The organism is Glaciecola sp. KUL10 (assembly GCF_003203515.1).
Classification (GTDB): Bacteria; Pseudomonadota; Gammaproteobacteria; order Enterobacterales; family Alteromonadaceae; genus Glaciecola.
Map to the genome: position 1 here is coordinate 131,067 of NZ_BGNG01000003.1, position 16,780 is coordinate 147,846.

At 42.5% G+C, this 16,780-nt stretch carries 18 protein-coding genes; 3 read left to right on the forward strand and 15 right to left on the reverse strand.

The window, feature by feature from the left end; translation table 11 throughout:
• Positions 1-14: 14 nt before the first annotated feature.
• The 13 genes from flgL to KUL10_RS06850 form a co-directional block, all read right to left on the reverse strand.
• A complete protein-coding gene (gene flgL / locus KUL10_RS06790; protein WP_110428164.1) occupies positions 15-1,244 on the reverse strand; it encodes a flagellar hook-associated protein FlgL in 1,230 nt (409 codons plus the stop codon).
• 4 nt (positions 1,245-1,248) lie between these two features.
• Complete coding sequence (gene flgK, locus KUL10_RS06795; protein ID WP_110428165.1) at positions 1,249-3,408, reverse strand: flagellar hook-associated protein FlgK; 2,160 nt, start codon at positions 3,406-3,408, stop codon at positions 1,249-1,251.
• Complete coding sequence (gene flgJ / locus KUL10_RS06800; RefSeq protein WP_110428166.1) at positions 3,405-4,349, reverse strand: flagellar assembly peptidoglycan hydrolase FlgJ; 945 nt, start codon at positions 4,347-4,349, stop codon at positions 3,405-3,407. Before flgJ ends, flgK begins: the two co-directional genes overlap by 4 nt.
• Before the next feature lies 1 nt (position 4,350).
• Positions 4,351-5,421 carry a flagellar basal body P-ring protein FlgI gene (locus KUL10_RS06805; RefSeq protein ID WP_233499751.1) on the reverse strand — a complete coding sequence of 357 codons (1,071 nt, stop codon included), beginning with the start codon at positions 5,419-5,421 and terminating at the stop codon, positions 4,351-4,353.
• 80 nt (positions 5,422-5,501) lie between these two features.
• Positions 5,502-6,212, reverse strand: a complete 711-nt coding sequence (gene flgH / locus KUL10_RS06810; RefSeq protein ID WP_110428408.1) for a flagellar basal body L-ring protein FlgH — start codon at positions 6,210-6,212, stop codon at positions 5,502-5,504.
• A 13-nt stretch (positions 6,213-6,225) separates the two neighbouring features.
• A complete protein-coding gene (gene flgG, locus KUL10_RS06815; protein WP_110428168.1) occupies positions 6,226-7,014 on the reverse strand; it encodes a flagellar basal-body rod protein FlgG in 789 nt (262 codons plus the stop codon).
• A gap of 34 nt (positions 7,015-7,048) precedes the next feature.
• A complete protein-coding gene (flgF, locus tag KUL10_RS06820) occupies positions 7,049-7,792 on the reverse strand; it encodes a flagellar basal-body rod protein FlgF (protein WP_110428169.1) in 744 nt (247 codons plus the stop codon).
• 224 nt (positions 7,793-8,016) lie between these two features.
• Complete coding sequence (gene flgE / locus KUL10_RS06825; RefSeq protein ID WP_110428170.1) at positions 8,017-9,399, reverse strand: flagellar hook protein FlgE; 1,383 nt, start codon at positions 9,397-9,399, stop codon at positions 8,017-8,019.
• 17 nt (positions 9,400-9,416) lie between these two features.
• Positions 9,417-10,103: a flagellar hook assembly protein FlgD gene (locus KUL10_RS06830; RefSeq protein ID WP_110428171.1), complete on the reverse strand. Its 687-nt coding sequence runs from the start codon at positions 10,101-10,103 to the stop codon at positions 9,417-9,419.
• 30 nt (positions 10,104-10,133) lie between these two features.
• On the reverse strand, positions 10,134-10,559 hold the full coding sequence (gene flgC / locus KUL10_RS06835; RefSeq protein ID WP_110428172.1) for a flagellar basal body rod protein FlgC: 426 nt from the start codon (positions 10,557-10,559) through the stop codon (positions 10,134-10,136).
• A gap of 2 nt (positions 10,560-10,561) precedes the next feature.
• Positions 10,562-10,960, reverse strand: coding sequence for a flagellar basal body rod protein FlgB (gene flgB, locus KUL10_RS06840; protein ID WP_110428173.1), 399 nt, complete (start codon positions 10,958-10,960; stop codon positions 10,562-10,564).
• Between the two features lie 94 nt (positions 10,961-11,054).
• Entirely contained in the window at positions 11,055-11,918 is an 864-nt protein-coding gene (locus tag KUL10_RS06845) for a protein-glutamate O-methyltransferase CheR (protein WP_233499736.1), read from the reverse strand.
• Complete coding sequence (locus KUL10_RS06850) at positions 11,888-12,823, reverse strand: chemotaxis protein CheV (protein WP_110428175.1); 936 nt, start codon at positions 12,821-12,823, stop codon at positions 11,888-11,890. Before KUL10_RS06850 ends, KUL10_RS06845 begins: the two co-directional genes overlap by 31 nt.
• A 192-nt stretch (positions 12,824-13,015) precedes the next feature.
• Here KUL10_RS06850 and flgA point away from each other — a divergent pair, with 192 nt between their 5' ends.
• The 3 genes from flgA (at position 13,016) to flgN (ending at position 14,573) form a co-directional block, all read left to right on the forward strand.
• The gene (gene flgA / locus KUL10_RS06855) at positions 13,016-13,675 is read left to right on the forward strand and encodes a flagellar basal body P-ring formation chaperone FlgA (protein ID WP_233499737.1); all 660 of its coding nucleotides are present in this window, start codon (positions 13,016-13,018) and stop codon (positions 13,673-13,675) included.
• Between the two features lie 127 nt (positions 13,676-13,802).
• Positions 13,803-14,138, forward strand: a complete 336-nt coding sequence (gene flgM / locus KUL10_RS06860) for a flagellar biosynthesis anti-sigma factor FlgM (RefSeq protein ID WP_110428177.1) — start codon at positions 13,803-13,805, stop codon at positions 14,136-14,138.
• A 9-nt stretch (positions 14,139-14,147) separates the two neighbouring features.
• Positions 14,148-14,573, forward strand: a complete 426-nt coding sequence (flgN, locus tag KUL10_RS06865) for a flagellar export chaperone FlgN (protein WP_110428178.1) — start codon at positions 14,148-14,150, stop codon at positions 14,571-14,573.
• A 78-nt stretch (positions 14,574-14,651) separates the two neighbouring features.
• Here flgN and KUL10_RS06870 read toward each other — a convergent pair whose 3' ends face one another.
• The gene (locus KUL10_RS06870; protein WP_110428179.1) at positions 14,652-15,491 is read right to left on the reverse strand and encodes a nitrate- and nitrite sensing domain-containing protein; all 840 of its coding nucleotides are present in this window, start codon (positions 15,489-15,491) and stop codon (positions 14,652-14,654) included.
• Entirely contained in the window at positions 15,488-16,642 is a 1,155-nt protein-coding gene (locus KUL10_RS06875; RefSeq protein ID WP_146216761.1) for a methyl-accepting chemotaxis protein, read from the reverse strand. The genes KUL10_RS06870 and KUL10_RS06875 overlap by 4 nt, the downstream gene beginning before the upstream one ends.
• Positions 16,643-16,780 lie beyond the last annotated feature (138 nt).

Sequence of the window (16,780 nt, forward strand, 5' to 3'; positions counted from 1 at the left end):
GAAAACACACAAAACTAATTGATATAATTAAAGAGCGATAAATTAGCGACGCGTGGAAAAGACTGGAAAGCAGCTTGTAGAGCTGTTTCTTGCTTTGAGAACTCCGTTGATGCTTTTGCATAATCGACATCTTCTATGCTTGAGCGGGCTTTTTCATTCGCAATTTCACTGTCTAAGTTCGAACTTCTAACAGATTGTGCGATGTTAAGCCTTGCGCCAATAGAGGAACTTTCAAGGGCTAACTTTTCAAGCCCATTATCAAGCCCAACTAAGGTATCATCGATGACCTTGGTGAAGTCGTCGTCAGCGATATCTTCGTTTGTTAACGCTAAGAATATATTGTTGAGTGTTTCTGCTAAGTTACTTTTAACTGGTTTTTGCAAGGTGATGTCAACACTTTCCCCCAATGCAGCCTGCATATTAATTTCCATACCTTGAAAAACAACAGGGGAGTCATTCAAGTAAGCTTTTGTTTCTAGTACCTCACCCGTACCTACGTTACTAATCTCGACTTGATCCCCAGCAATTACTTCAAAACGATATCGGTTGTTTGCATCATTCACTGTGTCGTAATTTGCGCGATGAAACTCATCAAAGGTTTGTTGGCGAGTGATCGCACTAGATTGAATACTGGCTGCTGTCAAACTATCGTCCGTATCAAAGTTCAAGCGAGCAAATACTTCTTCGAAAATGGTTTTTCCAGAGCTTGAACTACGGACTTTTACACTATCAGATATTTGGATTTCATTAGTCCCGTCATCACCTTCAAAGGTAACTTTTTTACCGGGTTGAGAGGGACTGAATTCAAATGCTTGCTTCGAACTTTGATAACCCGCGAATATATACTCACCGCTGGAGTTTTGAGAGTTCATTAAATCAAGCACTTGATTTCTGATTTGTTCAATTTCAGCGCCAATCGCTTGTCTATCTTCAGGACCTAAAATCCCATTACCCGATTGGACTACTAATACACGAGCACGATTGACCACATCATTTATACTTCTAAGAGAAGTCTCTTGGAGTTCCAAGGAATTAGTCACCAAATCATTATTGCGCTGAAATTGTTGGATTTTATCGAGCTCTTCCGTAATTCTAATTATTTGCGAAGCACCTACAGGATCATCACTTGGTTTTAGTAATTGCTTACCCGTAGAGAGCTGCTGCTGAATCTCAGACAAATTACCTTGATTGGTATTGATTGCTCTAAAATTTTGATTATAAATTAAGTTAGTCGTGATTCTCATTGTACTACCTTGCTGCGGCTAAAATCGTATCAAAAAGCTCTTGTGCGGTGCTAAGGATCCTTGCAGCAGCGGCATAAGACTGTTGAAATTGAATCAAGTTTGCTGCTTCTTCATCCAAACTCACTCCTGCTGTTGATTCATACCAATCGGACGATTGTATCTGCATGACTCTTGCAGCCTCCAAATCGACATTTGCATTTGCAGTCTGTGCTCCTAATTGCCCCACGATACTTGCGTATGCTTCATTGAATGTAGATTTATTAGTATTTTCGCCTGTACTTTGACGGACAAAATCGCGTTGTTGTAACTCCGCCATTTCAACGGCGTTTCTATTGTCAGCTAAACCGTCAGTATTGAAGCTAAACTCAAATTGATCCCCACCTTTGGGTCTTCCTTCCAACGTAAGATCGTACCCAGGGTAATCATTGTAGGCCGTAAACTCAGCAGGCCAAGCGGGGCTAGCGCCTTCATTTGCAGCTCTGGCTAACATATTTTCTAGATTAGGCGCATCGGTCACCGTTGTGATCACATTACCAGCGTTGTCTAAGACTTCGTAATCATACAAATCATTTTCGTCGCTGGTAATTCGAATGACTGCTGGAGCACCTAAACCAGGCGCAGGGCTTTCGCCTGGTGCCTGTAAACTCTTTGAATCATTAAAACCCGATGTGTAAGGCGATGCTAAACTCATATCTACTTGAGAATTAGTAATGAAGGTATTGCGAATGACCGCATCACCTAAGTTGTCTTGACTCACGTTAACACGCAGTGGCTTGGCGAAAGCTAAATCTTCTGCTCGAGTAGTTTCCATGCTCAAATTAGAGGCAACGCGACGCAATGGTTGAAATAAGAATTGATCACCTGCTTGATACGAGGAACCAGACGCGAACTCAAGTTCGATCCCGCCCATTACCTCGTTAAATGTGCCGCTTTGAGCATCGACAGTGTACACCTGTGATATAGGATTATTATCAGCATCAAGCTGGGCTGTGCCATCATTATTAAGTGCCGAGACACGGATAGACAATTGATCCGGCGCTCCTGGAAAGACATCTAACACGCTTACTTGGTAATCGGTGTTACTTACATCCCCACCTAACCCAGGTGTAAATCGACCTTGGATACTCAAACTTAAATCTGAGTTACCTGGATAATTTATTCCGCTAAAGTCAGGAATTTCAAAGATATTACTGCCGAGTTGCTGATCCAAGTCCAAGCCGCGGCGATTAGCAGTATTGACGGTATCAGCTAATGCAACAGCAAGTTTCCCCAAATCGCGTTGAGCCGGCTCGAGTACTTGTTCGCGATAGCGATACAACCCCCCTAAAACCCCACCCATATTTTGTTCTTCAATATTTAAAGATGTATTTGCAGTTTGACCGGTAAAGGTCGTTGATAATACCAGTTGCCTGTTAGTAAAATCAGGGTCTCCATCTCTGGCAATTACATTAAACGCACCATCAGCAAGAACTAGCGATTCTCCAGTAGTTAGATTAACCACTAGACCAGTGTCATTATTGGGGCTATTTCTCACTTCGATCGACACGTATTCAGCTAATTTCCGGATAGCCAAATCACGCTCATTTAGCAAGGTTGAGGGCGTATCTACCGCACTGCTCCCTGAAACAACAGCGATGGCTTCATTCAGTTCACCAATCTGACGAATCAAAGCATTAGCACTGGTCACACTATCTTCTATTTGTTTATCCAGCTCTTCCTCTTTGATTTCCATAAAATCACCGAGGGTTCGAATCCTATTAACCATTCCTTGAGCTTCACCTAGCACTGAGTCTCGCGAAGGCATATTAGTTGGGTCATCGGCAGCAGTTGAGATTGCAGAAAAAAATCGTGTCATTGAAGCAGAAATTGAATTTGCTTCACTGGCCAACACATTATCCAAGCCTTCAATACGGTCGTAATAAGCTTGAGCTTCGCCAACAGAGGTAATATCTCGTCTAAGTTGGTTCTGTGCAAACTGATTTAATACCCGATCAGTAAAGCCGACATCGACACCGCCGGTTAATCTGGATTTAAATTCAGTTCTTTCTCTAACGTACCCCTCGGTATTAATGTTAGCAATATTGTTACTGGTAGTATTAAGTAGTCTATTGCTGGCATTAACCCCTGTTTTTGCAATTGAAAAAAGGTCAGCCGTTTTTATCATGGTAGTAAATCACCTAGTAGTTGTCCGTTGTACACCGACATCACTTTATTTGCATATTGTGGATCGGTTGCATACCCGGCTTCTTGTAGCGCATTAAAATATTGTTCTGGTTTTTGTGTGTTTTGTATTGCTTGGTGATAACGTGGATTCGACTTAATAAAGTCCACATAGTCATTGAGTGAATCAGAAAACGATTGGTAAGAACGAAAAGCGGCTTGTTGTTTTTCAGGTACGTTATTGACGTATTCCAGTGTGCCTACCACTGCTTTTTCGCCCTGCCAGCGCTTATCTGCTTTGATACCAAATAAGTTATGGCTGTTTTCTCCGTTTCCTTGATGAATAAGGTGCTTACCCCAGCCTGTCTCTACCGCTGCTTGAGCAATGAGGGCTTTAGGGTCGATATTGAGTTCTTTTGCAGCCGATACAGCCTCTGGGTATAGGGTTTCCACAAAGTCAGCAGGTGTATCAAACCCCTGCTGTTTGAAAGCACCAGTAGAGGAAACAGGACCCATGACATAGTCTTGTGCACGTTGCATCGCGTGAACTCGCGCTCGGTTAATAGATGACAAATCACCGTCATTTCGCAAGGCCGCACCGGGCATAAAACCAGCATCAGGACTCATTTGCTTAACAATGATCTCAGCTAAACCCATGCTGCCTTGTGCAGAAAGGTCTGTAGCGAGCTGCTTGTCATGCATGTCACGATAAAACTTAACTTGTTCTGACGAAAACGGACTGTCTTCATCGGCTAATGCATCTTGCGCTTTGCGCATCGATGTCAGCATCATTTGTACAAATATCGCTTCAAACTGTTTTGCGGCCTCTTCAAGTGCACCTTTGTCACCCGAAATGGCGGCTTCTCTTAACTTATTAACACTCGAAATATCGTGATAGTTGCGCGACATTTCGAGCTGAGATTTGTTTGCTTGCGATAAGTCCATACTAGATCACCACCAGTTCGCCTTGCAGGGCGCCTGCTTGTTGTAGCGCTTCTAAAATCGCCATCAAGTCTCCGGGTGCTGCACCAATTTCGTTTACGGCTCTGACTAACTGATCAAGCGTGACACCAGGGTCAAACGCAAACATCCGACTGTCGTCCAACGCCACATCAATGATCGATTGTGCATTAACCACGGTTTGACCATTTGCCAAGGGGTTGGGCTGGTCAACTTGCGCATTTTCTGAAATGGTGACTGTCAAGCCGCCATGTGTAATGGCTGCCGGAAGCAAGCGTACGTCTTGCCCAATCACAATCGTGCCCGTGCGACTATTAATCACCACTCGTGCCGGAGCAGAAGCAGGCGTAAATTCAAAGTTTTCGATGGTCGCTAAAAAGCCAACTCGCTGTCCTACATCTCTAGGTGCGGTCACTTTTACAGAGGCAGCATCCAGTGGTGTAGCGATTGCTGTTCCATTGGCAGGATCAGCACCTAAGCGTTGATTGATCACATCCGCCAAGGCTTGAGCGGTTGAAAAATCGGGAGAGTGTAGATTAAGTGTGAGATGGTCGTGTTGCATCAAGCCTGTGGGCACTGAACGTTCAACAACTGCACCATTTGCGATTCGCCCAACGGTTGGCGTATTCGATACAATGCGAGACCCGTCATTGCCTTCTGCTCCAAAGCCACTGACGACCAAACTGCCTTGAGCAACCGCATATACTTCGCCGTCCAAGCCTCTTAAAAAGGTCTGTAATAACGTGCCGCCATTTAAGCTCGCTGCTTCACCCACCGAAGAAACTGTCACGTCGATAGTTTGCCCTGGTTTTGAAAACGCTGGTAACTGAGCGTGAACCGCAACCGCGGCTACGTTTTTAATCTTGGGCTTTACATTGTCATCTAAGCTGATGCCAAAGTTTTTTAACATGGTTCTAAAGCTTTGCTCAGTAAAAGGACTGGTTTCACCTGTCCCGGGCAAACCTACTACTAATCCATAACCCACCAATTGGTTTGAACGAACCCCTTGTATGCTTGCTAAGTCTTTTATCCGTTGAGCTTCAACTGATAGGCTCATAAAGGAAAGTAAGGTAATAAAGCAAGCCCATACACATACGGAAAATAAGTTGCGATGTTGACGACGCGTCAGTATAAGACTCATAGCGGCCACCATTGAGAAGAGAAGAAACTTGATAACCAGCCTTTTTCCTGAGCTCTGGCAAATGAGCCCGTGCCACTATATTGAATGCGGGCATTGGCAACTTTAGTCGACTCAATTTCATTAGTTGGAGCAATATCGGCGGGCCTGATGACACCGGTTAAGCGAATATATTCATCACCGTTATTAAGCGTTAGCCATTTTTCGCCACGGATAATCAAGTTCTGATTTGGCAGCACTTCTACCACGGTGACCGATATATTGCCCGACAAGCTATTACTCTGATTAGCTTGCGCATCTCCACTGAAATCGTTTGAACCTGTCACCCCAAGTTGAATAGCTTCTTTACCTATATTGATAGGATTAGCGCCTAATCCAATAATCGGTTGAAGATCGACATTAGTCGCTTTGCTTGATGTGGTTCCTGCTGATTTACTGGCATTTGTATTTTCACTTAAACGCACCGTAATAATATCGCCTACTCGCCTAGCTTTTACGTCTGAATACAAACTATTGGCAAGTGCAGAAGAGAATAAACTACCATTTTCTTCAATCTGTTCACGTGTCATTTGTGGTACAGCCGGTGCGTAAAAAGGGTCGTTAGCGGTCACTGGCATTGCGCTTTGTGTGCTGTTACAAGCAGATAAAAGCGTGCAACTACTCAAGACACCCACTGCTATTATTACTTGATAAAACTTACCCTTAATCATCATGAGTCTAGCCTTAAAGTTGCTGAATAACCTGACCAAGCATTTGGTCAACAGAAGAGATAACCTTGGAGTTCATCTCATATAAGCGTTGGCTTTCAATGAGATTTACCAGTTCTTCGGTAACATTCACGTTAGACGTTTCAAGTGCGCCTTGAATCAAAGTACCTATCCCTTCTAAACCCGGTACACCTTGTTGCGGTGCGCCAGAAACAGCGGTTTCAACATAAAGGTTTTGACCAATTGGCTGTAAACCTGCTGGATTAATAAAGTCAGACAAGTTAATTTGTCCAAGCACTTGAGGCTCAGCTTGGCCTCTGATCGATGCCGATACTTCGCCGTCTTGCGAAATGGTAATTTGTGCAGCATCTTGTGGCACTGTGATAACTGGTTGCAGCACAAAACCTGCGCCCGGCGTCACAATATTACCTTCGTCATTTAAAGTGAATTGACCATTTCGAGTGTAAGCTAACGAACCGTCTGGCTGCAGGATTTCAAAGAAGCCCTGCCCTTGAATTGACATATCCAAAGCGTTGTCCGTGGTGAGTAAGTTGCCTTGAGTGTGCGCTTTCTGAGTCGCCACTACTTTTGAACCTGCACCGACCATCAAACCAGACGGCAACTCGGTATCTGCAGAGGAGCGACCACCGGGTTGATTGATGTTTTGATAGAGTAAATCTTCAAACACTGCACGGTCTTTTTTAAAGCCAATTGTACTGGCGTTGGCTAAGTTGTTAGACACCACTGACACATCAGTTTGTGCCGCGTCTAATCCTGTTTTACTGATCCATAGAGCTGGATGCATACTCACCTCCGCGACAAAGTCGCATATAAACTGCTTAGATAATTCTTAACAACGCATTTGAGCGTGTAACCATAGTGTCAGCTTGCTTCATTAATTTGACTTGAAGCTCGTAATGACGTTGAAGACTGATCATGTTTACCATCTCGTCAACCGCATTGACGTTTGAGCCTTCTAACATCCCTGCGCTAACCGTGACACCAATGTCTTGTTGTGCAATTTGGCCGTCCTTTAAATCAAATAGGCCATCTTCGCGACGTTTGACATTCGTAAGCTCTGGGTTAACAAGCTTGAGTCTGCCGACTTCGTCAATTTGGTTTTCAGGTGCACCTTGCAAGCGAGCGGTCACAGTGCCGTCATTTGCAATGGTGATATTTGAGACTGGAACGGGTAAAAACATGGGGCCGTTTTCACCCATCACGAGATTGCCTTTAGGATCTTGAAGTGCGCCATCTGCTGTCATGGTAAAGCTGCCGTTTCTGGTCATGGCTTCTTCACCTTGCGCGGTCATCACACTGAACCAACCGTTGCCTTGGATGGCGAGGTCAAGTGGACGGCCGGTAGTGATCATCGGGCCACCTTCATAATCATTTGATGGGCTTTCGGTCATGCTAAAGACACGTGTCGGCAAACCTTCGCCGTATGCCGGCATGGCTCTTGCCTGTTCGAGTTGGGCTTTAAAACCGTTGGTTTGTGCGTTGGCTAAATTGTTCGCACGGACACTGGTAGCAAGCAAGTCCTGCTTGGCTCCACTGGCGGCGATATACAGCAATTTGTCCATTTGGCGTACCCTTAAATATTGACGTTTATTGGTCTTACCTAAGGCTTTTGCAAAGACGATGCCAAACTTATATTTTGTTTGGTTTAGGGCACATATTGGTGTGAAAACAGTGGTTTATTTCTATATTTTTTAACTCTATAAATAACTATTCGGGTTGATTGGTTTTGGCTGCTCAGATAAAAACGCCACTGACAATTCAGTGGCGTCAATAATCAAAATTAAGCTTATCGGATATTCAATATTGTCTGATTAAGCTGGTTGTTAACTTCAAGCGCTCTGGAGTTTGCTTGGAAGTTTCGTTGAGCAATAATCATGTCGATTAACTCAGTGGTTAAATTCACGTTAGCTTGTTCTAATGCTGATGAATTAATGTCACCAAAAGTACCTGTCGTTGCTTCACCAGCAAGCGCTTCACCTGACTCTATACTTTCCTTCCAATTCGTTCCACTTTGTTGAGTTAAGCCTTGTTCATTAGCGAATCGTACAAGTGCCACTCTGACAATTGGTTCTGATGTACCATTTGAAAATGTCGCTCTTACTAAGCCATCCGGTGAAATATCGATACCCGTTAATCGGCCAACCGCAAGCCCGTTCTGTTCAAGCGAAGTCACTTCAAACGCTGATGCAAACTGAGTGGGTTCATTTGGATCTGCACCCGCTAAATCTAGATTGAAATCGACTTCAATCGTTTGTTCCGGGTCTGAACCATTACTCAAAATAGTAGCCCCTAATTGCTCTGTAACAAATTTTCCATTTTGAGGGGCGAGGCCGTCAGCGGCGAAGATGCCAATAAAGTCACCACCTTCACTAAATTGCATACGAGCTGCAGAGACGGGGTTACCACTATCTGTTCCAAGGCTATTCGCAGCGAGGGTTGGATCTAAAACTTCGGATCCATCTGAGTTAGCGATATCAATGAGCTGTTCGTCTATCGCCGCGGCCACATACCACTCATTGTTCTGGTCTACATCTTTCACAAAAAAATACGTCATAACGTGACTGTCACCGAGTGAATCATACACAGTTACAGAGGTAGCAGCGTTATAAGTTAAAGGATCGGTCGGGTCAAAATCAGCGGCCACTTTGCCCTGTGCACCCGCTGGTAAGTTAAATCGCATATCCACTTCTGTTGTCTTGGTTGGCGAACCAGAAGAATCAGGAATTCTGACTGGCTCTGTAGTACTTAATGCCACAGACGCAGAGGTACCATCGCTATTCACTGGAAACCCTAACAAATTGTCACCGTTTGAGTTTACGACGAAATTATCAGAGTCTAATTTAAACTGACCGGCCCGAGTGAAGGAGAAGTCTCGCGAGGTTATCTCGGGTACGGTCGCAAAGAACCCATTACCGGTGATTGCTAAATCCAAAGCATTACTAGTAAAGCTTAAACTACCTTGAGAAAATTGCTGAGAAACTTCTTGAGTTAAAGCACCGTCACCTACTTTCGTTTTTCCAGCAGCAAGTAATGAAGCAGCATAAACGTCGCCAAACTCCGCGCGTGATTCCTTAAACCCAACTGTATTTACGTTGGCAATATTGTTTGCGGTGGTATCTAAGTCCTTCTGTGATGCTGACACACCACTTAATGCAATATTAAAAGACATTCTACTTACTCCTAAAACTAACCGATTTGAATGACGTCATCGAGTTGTATACTCACGTCACCTTCTAAATTCAAAACTACGCCTTGTGAAGAACCAGCAAGGCTGACACTATCTACGTGACGATTGATCGCGGTAGGTAGGGCTGTTGCTTCACCAAAAATGTTGCCTTGTACCTGCACTGCATAGTCGCCTGGAGGCAAAGGGTTGCCGCTGTTATCCGTTCCATCCCAGTTAAATTCAACATTACCTGCTGGCAGGGTGCCAATATCCATCGTACGCACAACTTCGCCACTACTATTAATTATTGAAATTTCAGTGTTTGTCGTGGATTGTTCGTTAATAATTACGCCTGTTAAACCAGATGACTCGTCACTTTTGTGACCGATATTACCTTGAACCAATACATCTTGGCCGATCAAACTAGAAGCCTGAAGTGCTTGATTTGAAGTCATCGAAGTCGCAAAACTATTAAAGTTATCGTTCAGTTGCTGTATTCCATCAGCCGTTGTAAATGAGGTCATCTGAGCAACCAATTGATCATTATCCACTGGTTTTGTCGGGTCTTGGTTAGCCAATTGTTCGGTCAACAAAGCAAAGAAGTCCTCTTGCTTGAGCGTTTGCTCTGTTCCGTCACTTACTTGAATTGGCTCTTCTTTTTCCCAATAAAGACTAGGATTTAAGCCAGTAGGTTTTAATGTATCCACTTTATTATCCTCGGTATGCTCAGCCGTTTATTAACGACTCTGACCCAGTTGTAACACTCTTCTAAAAATTCGTTTCGTTGTATCAGCAATTTGAACGTTTGTTTCGTATGCTTTAGAGGCTGACATCATATCTGCCATTTCCTCAACGATATTGACATTGGGTTTATAGATATAACCGTTTTCATCAGCCATTGGGTTGTTGGGTGAATATTCCACTTGCAATGGGCTGTCGCTCTCAACTACACCCAATACTTTGACACCTACACCTTTTTGCATATTGTTGCCTTGTGCACGCTCAAGTTCAGCGGCGAAAACGGGCTTTCTTGCTTTGTACGTTTCTTCGTAACTACTGCTTACGCTGTTAGCATTTGCAATATTACTAGCAGTTGTATTTAACCTCACGCTTTCAGCACTCATACCAGTTGAAGCGATGCCCATCACATTAAATAGACTCATTATTATTGCCCTCCACTGCTAAGTGCTTTTTTCATACCTTTAAACTTTCCATCTAATAACATCAGACTCGCTTGATATCGCATGCCAGTGTCCAAAAAAGCATTTCTTTCCGCTTGTGAATCAACCGTGTTGCCGTCACCCGTGTCTGGTTGCGTTGGAATTCGATATTCTAATTCTGTCTGTGCCACTGATTTACCTTCAAAATGTTTATCGTGAGTTCGTATCATGCCACTTTGACCATAATTAGCAGCTTTCATCGCTTTTTGAAAATCGATGTCCTTTGCTTTGTAGCCAGGTGTGTTAGCGTTCGCTAAATTACCTGCAATCACTTCCATCTTATCCTGACGGATTTGCACTGCTTTATGGTGGAAGCCTGCTAAACGGTCTAAGTTAATTGCCATAAAATACTCCTCGTTTGAAGAGTATTCAGCAATACATGTGCCAAGGAAGGTTTGAAGTTTTAAAAAACTTGTAATGAAGTACTAGAAAAAAGCACTAACGCTTTGAATAATAAAGGCCTGAAGAGGATTTAATCATATCGAATTGATCTTGGGCACCCGCTAGCGACTCTGATGCACCCAAGAAAAGTGTGCCGCCTTTTTGAAGGCAAGCGGAAATGTTTTGCAGTATGTTTGTTTTTTCTTCATTGTCGAAATAAATAAGCACATTTCGACAAAATACGATGCCGGCCTTCTGATAACTTGATTTTTGAGTGACCAAATTTAGCTGTTTAAAACTCACTAACCGCTTTAATTGATCGTTGACGATATAAGTACCATTCTCGTGTTGATGAAAGTAACGCTGGCGCATATCATCTGGGAGTCCGCGCTTTAATGCTATTTCTTCATATATTCCACTTTGCGACTGTTCTAGCACTTTGAGCGAAAGATCGGTTCCTATAATTGAAACACCGGCGGAAAAGGCACTTGGATTTTGTCGCTGGTACTCTAGTACCGTCATCGCAATAGAATATGGCTCTTGGCCGGTCGAGCAGGCCGCGCTCCACACAGTTAAACGCTTATTTAGTTTTGAGAAGTTAGGCAATACCGTGTTTTTCAATATTTCATACGGATATTTATCTCTGAACCAAAGCGTTTCATTAGTCGTCATCACTTCAATTGCCGCTTTGCAAAGCTTTAAGTTTGTTCTAGCAGTAATAGTCGCAATTGCTGAATCTACTGATTCAAAACCAAATTCATGCACTAACGGCAGCAAACGACTGCGCACCAAATATTGTTTAGCGCCACCTAAAACAATACCGCATTCCTTATAAAGGAACGTCGAGAAACTCTGATAGCTTTTGTCAGAAACCTCTTTATTCACCTTGATTACTTCGCTTTCAATTCGGTTCCAAGCCACTTTTCTACCGCAGAAGCAAGTTCATCTGGATGGAACTTCGCAATAAAATCATCAGCCCCCACTTTTTGAACCATTGATTGATTGAAGACACCGCTCAATGATGTGTGCAACACTACATGTAGCCTTGCTAAAGAAGGGTCATTTTTAATTTCTGCGGTAAGCGTATAACCGTCCATTTCTGGCATTTCTATATCCGATACTAGGACACCTACTTTGTCGGTAACATCGCCAGTTTCTTCTGCCAACGCCTTGAGCATATTAAGGGCCTCTAAACCGTTCTTGGCCATTTCGATTTCAAGCCCTAAGGCGGTTAGCGCTTTTTTCACCTGATTTCTTGCAACAGATGAATCATCGGCGATAAAAATAATTTTACCCACGCTAGAAGAGGTATCAAATGTATCTGCTACATCTTGGCTTATGTCAGTATTTAACGGCGAAATTTCGTTCAGAATTTTCTCAACATCTAAGATCTCAATCAGTTCGTTTTCTACTTCAGTAACGGCCGTTAAATAGCTTGCTTTCCCCGTTCCTTGAGGAGGCGGCATGATTGAATCCCAATTGGTGTTGATGATTCTTTCTACTGAACCAACTAAAAACCCCTGAACCGAACGGTTATATTCAGCGATGATGATAAAAGAATTCTCTATGTCCTCTATCATGCTACCGCCTGTCGCCATGCTCAAATCAATTATCGAAATCGTTTGACCACGGATATGTGCAACACCTCTCACCAAATGGTTTAGTTTGGGAATCTGTGTTAGCGGTGGGCATTGCAAAACTTCTCGGACTTTAAATACGTTGATACCAAAACGTTGTTGTCCGTTTAAACGAAAAAGCAAAAGCTCAAGCCTATTTTGTCCAACCAGTTGTGTACGTTGGTTGACCGAATCCATAATACTTGACATTTATCACCTCGATATAATTTTAGGCACAGAAGTTGCGATGTCCGGTTATTCAGTAGTTAATTCGCCAATTAAACGGCTTTAAGTGACAAAGTATTGACACGTAATAGCAGTTGGCGAACAACACGTCGATTGGATTAACAAGACATGCAACATAACACTATGAGATTACTATCGGCCACAAAAGTAAAGGCTTTGACATTATTTTGCATTAGTTTTTCAAGTCTTGCATATGAGAACATTCAAGATATGCTCGGACAGCAAGCGCAGGCATATGTAGAACAGAATATCTTGCGTATTGATGATGCCGATACAAGTATTATAGCTAGTGGGATTGATCCACGTATTGAGATTCCCCAATGCGATGATTTGTTTCAATTTGAAGCGTCACCCGCTAGCTTGAGGCAGTCAAACGTCTCAGTAAAGATTACGTGTCCAAGCAGCACCTGGTATTTGTTTACAAACGTACAAGTCAAACAAACAAAACCTGTGCTAGTTGCTGCGGATATGATGAGCCCAGGTACACTTTTGACTAAAGAAAATACAGAATTGGTCGATACAGAGGTGAACAAGTTGCGATCTTCCGCGTTTTCGTACATCGAAGACTTAGAAGGGGCAAGGTTAAAACGTCGTATCCGGCCTGGTCAAATTATTAGCAGAAATATGCTCTGCTTTGTCTGTAAGGGTGATCGAATAACTATATCAGCTAACACTGCTGGCCTGGCATTAAAAACGTCGGGAATTGCACAGCAAGACGGCAATGTAGGCGATACGATTCGCGTTAAAAATATTGGCTCTAAGAAGCTATTATCAGCAGTGGTCGCCAGCACAAGTGAGGTGCAGGTAGCGTTTTAACCTATTCAATTTAAAGGATTAGTTGAATTGCAACTTTACAAGTATGATTTAATCGACTTATTTGCTAAAGTTATAAACATTAAGGCCGATAACATGATTGAGGTGTTAGAGGCAGTGGAAGAGAATTATGACTATTAATAACATAAACAATACGAATAAACCGCAGATTGACGGTCAAAAGATTGCTCAACAGCAATCACAAGCGCAATCGCAGTCAAACGCTGCGGGTGCTAGCCAAAGTCAAACTGCGAATCAAGCAGCGCGTCAAGACTCCGTATCATTGACTCAATCTGCGCAACAGTTAGCTCAGGTGCAAAAGAAAGGCACTGAAGCACCTGTTAACCAAGAAAAAGTTGAGAGACTTAAAAAGGCGGTCAATAACGGAGAGTACAAAGTAAATCCTGAAGTACTTGCCGAGAAAATTTCTCGCCTCGAGCAACAAATACTAGGCCGCGGTATCTAGAGGACTAGTATGAAATTGCTGGATGCAATAAAGAAACAAGAAGAACAATTGGTTGCGCTTAAAGCAATACTCGAAAGCGAACTTCATCTCATCAGTTCTCGTGAGCCCGAGACATTAATGGCGCTTCTTCAAGAAAAGGAAGAGGCGCTTTCTGCTATTGATGCGCAAGAACGTGTCATCGCCCCCTTATACGAATCAGCTAAAGCTAACAACGAAGTAAATGACGACGCAACTGATGTAATCGAACGTTGCAACAAAATCGTTGAAGAATGTAAATATTTAACTCAAATCAGCGCCAAATCAGTCGAGCAAGGCCAGTTGAGATTATCTCACTTGCGCAACTTAATGATGGAGTTAAGAGCTAGAGAGTCAATGACCTACGACAAAAGCGGTAAGACCCGTGGTGATTTTTCTGGCGGTGGATTCAGCGCATAACGACAAAAAACACGTTAGCTAAACGTGTTTTTAATCAGTCGAACAAAGGCCATTAGCTTTGATTGACAGCATTCCCTTCTATTTCATGTGCGCCGATAAAAAGGCCTTAATTTCAAAGTTCAACACCTCATTTATCGCTTCCATTGCTTGGCTTGCTGAATCGAAATAGTATTCAGGTTCGAGAGACATTTCATCTGCGTTTAAAATTTCTTTATCAATTATATTCAACAAGTTAGTGCAATCGTTAAACGCTTTACTTACGCTTTTTTGATGCGAGTCTGCGACTTGAAATGTTTGTAAAACAGCCTTGGTCGTTTCACTTATTCGTTGATGCAGGTAGCCTAATTTCACTTTATCAACCTTTGTACACTGCTTAGAGCTCACAATGCCAACGCCAATCGCTCTAGATTGACCTATTCTTTCAATTACCTTTGGCAACTCGCTCCAAACATAGTTGATGTTGGGGAATTCAGCGTAATACGCGCGAGAAAAGTTATATTCTTGAGCAATGTCTTCCATTAAGAACAACTGGTTTTCGATCAGCCCCGTGTGTTGTTCAAAACTATGTTGTGAAGATAAAGTCGTTGCATTAGTTGACAAACGACTCCAGTGGTCAGAGATGCTCAACCAACGACCATTATTCGCAAGCAGCTTATGTGTATTTATCAAGCTAATTTGATGTTTAATAGCTTTCGACAACGCTTTAATCTCATCAATTGAACTAGTATTTCCTTTTAAATAGGCAGCGCATAAGCCTCTGTGCCTTTGACAACAATTGATCATAACGCCAAGCTCGGTCAATATTAATATTGCCCGCTTTTTAATTTGTCGCTCGTTCTTGTAGGCATTAAGCACAACGAACAAGATGGTCAAGCTGCAAATAAGAATAAATATAGCCAATGTAGCAAGATTGCTCATAATGCCCCCTCAGTGACTTTTTCTAAATGCTCAGTTAATTGTGTTGTTTGTTCTGCCACCTTTGAATTGTCGGTTGCTATCGCCACAACTCGTTCTAGGTGTTCAGAGATTTCTCTTGTCGCAACGTTTTGCTCTTCTGTACTATGAGAGATAATTTTGATCTGATTTTGAACGTTTTCTGATTCCTGGAATATGCTTTCAAGCGCCTTAGTTGCTTTTGTTGCAGTTTCAAAACAATTTTCAGACAAGTCATAGACTGCCGACATACTGCTATCTACAGCTGCACTTTTTTCTTGTACTTCATTCACACTGGAAATAATATCGCTTGCCGTCTTTTTACTCACATTTGCTAGGGATCTCACCTCATCTGCAACCACCGCAAAACCGCGCCCCATATCTCCAGCTCTGGCGGCTTCTATAGAGGCATTGAGTGCTAGTAAATTAGTTTGTTCGGCTATTTGCTCAATTGCGCCAGTTAATGAACGAACGTCTTCGGTGTTGGCATTAAGGTCTTTGATCGACGCCAATGTTGCTAACGCTTCTTTTTTAACTTTATCAATTTCTTGCTCTAAGGCATTCAGTTGTGATTTCCCCTGATTAGTTAGCTCACTTGTGGTTTGAGCAGAGTCACTTACCTGGGTGATTTCCCCTACAACACTCTGTAGAGAACGACTAATTTGTGCGACAGCCTCAGCGCTTTGACTAGTAGCGTCGGTTTGCTTAGCTACATTGTCAGACACACTTAAAGCTGAAGATGTTACCTGAGCAGTGGAATAACTTATTTCAGCAATTTTTTCACCCAATGACACCGTCTTTCTGGATGATGCTTTTAACAACCCTCTAAGAGATTCAACTAACTCATGAAATATATGACAAGTTGACACCATATCTCGATAATCACTTTTTTGTTCGGTCAAATCTTCAATAACACCGATCAAGACCTTAATTTCATGGCGAACAAATACTACAAAGCCGAGAAAACAATAAGCAATTAATAATGATGCTGTATAGCGAAGAGCCTGATTTTCAATCATTGTGTTGTAGCTTAAGGCAAGCAACAAAGAAAACACGATAATGGAAAGAAGCGATGCTGCATTTTTGAAATTAAAAACATTAAAAATAATAGAAAATGGATAGTAAAGAATATTCACAATAAAGATCCCAATTGTGTATTGAGTAAAAAACAAACACTGGTAATTACTTTATCGCCTAAAACTAGACTATGTTGAGTGTTTAATTGAAATCTTGTAATTAATTTAAAATAAGAATTTTACGCGAATAACATGTTA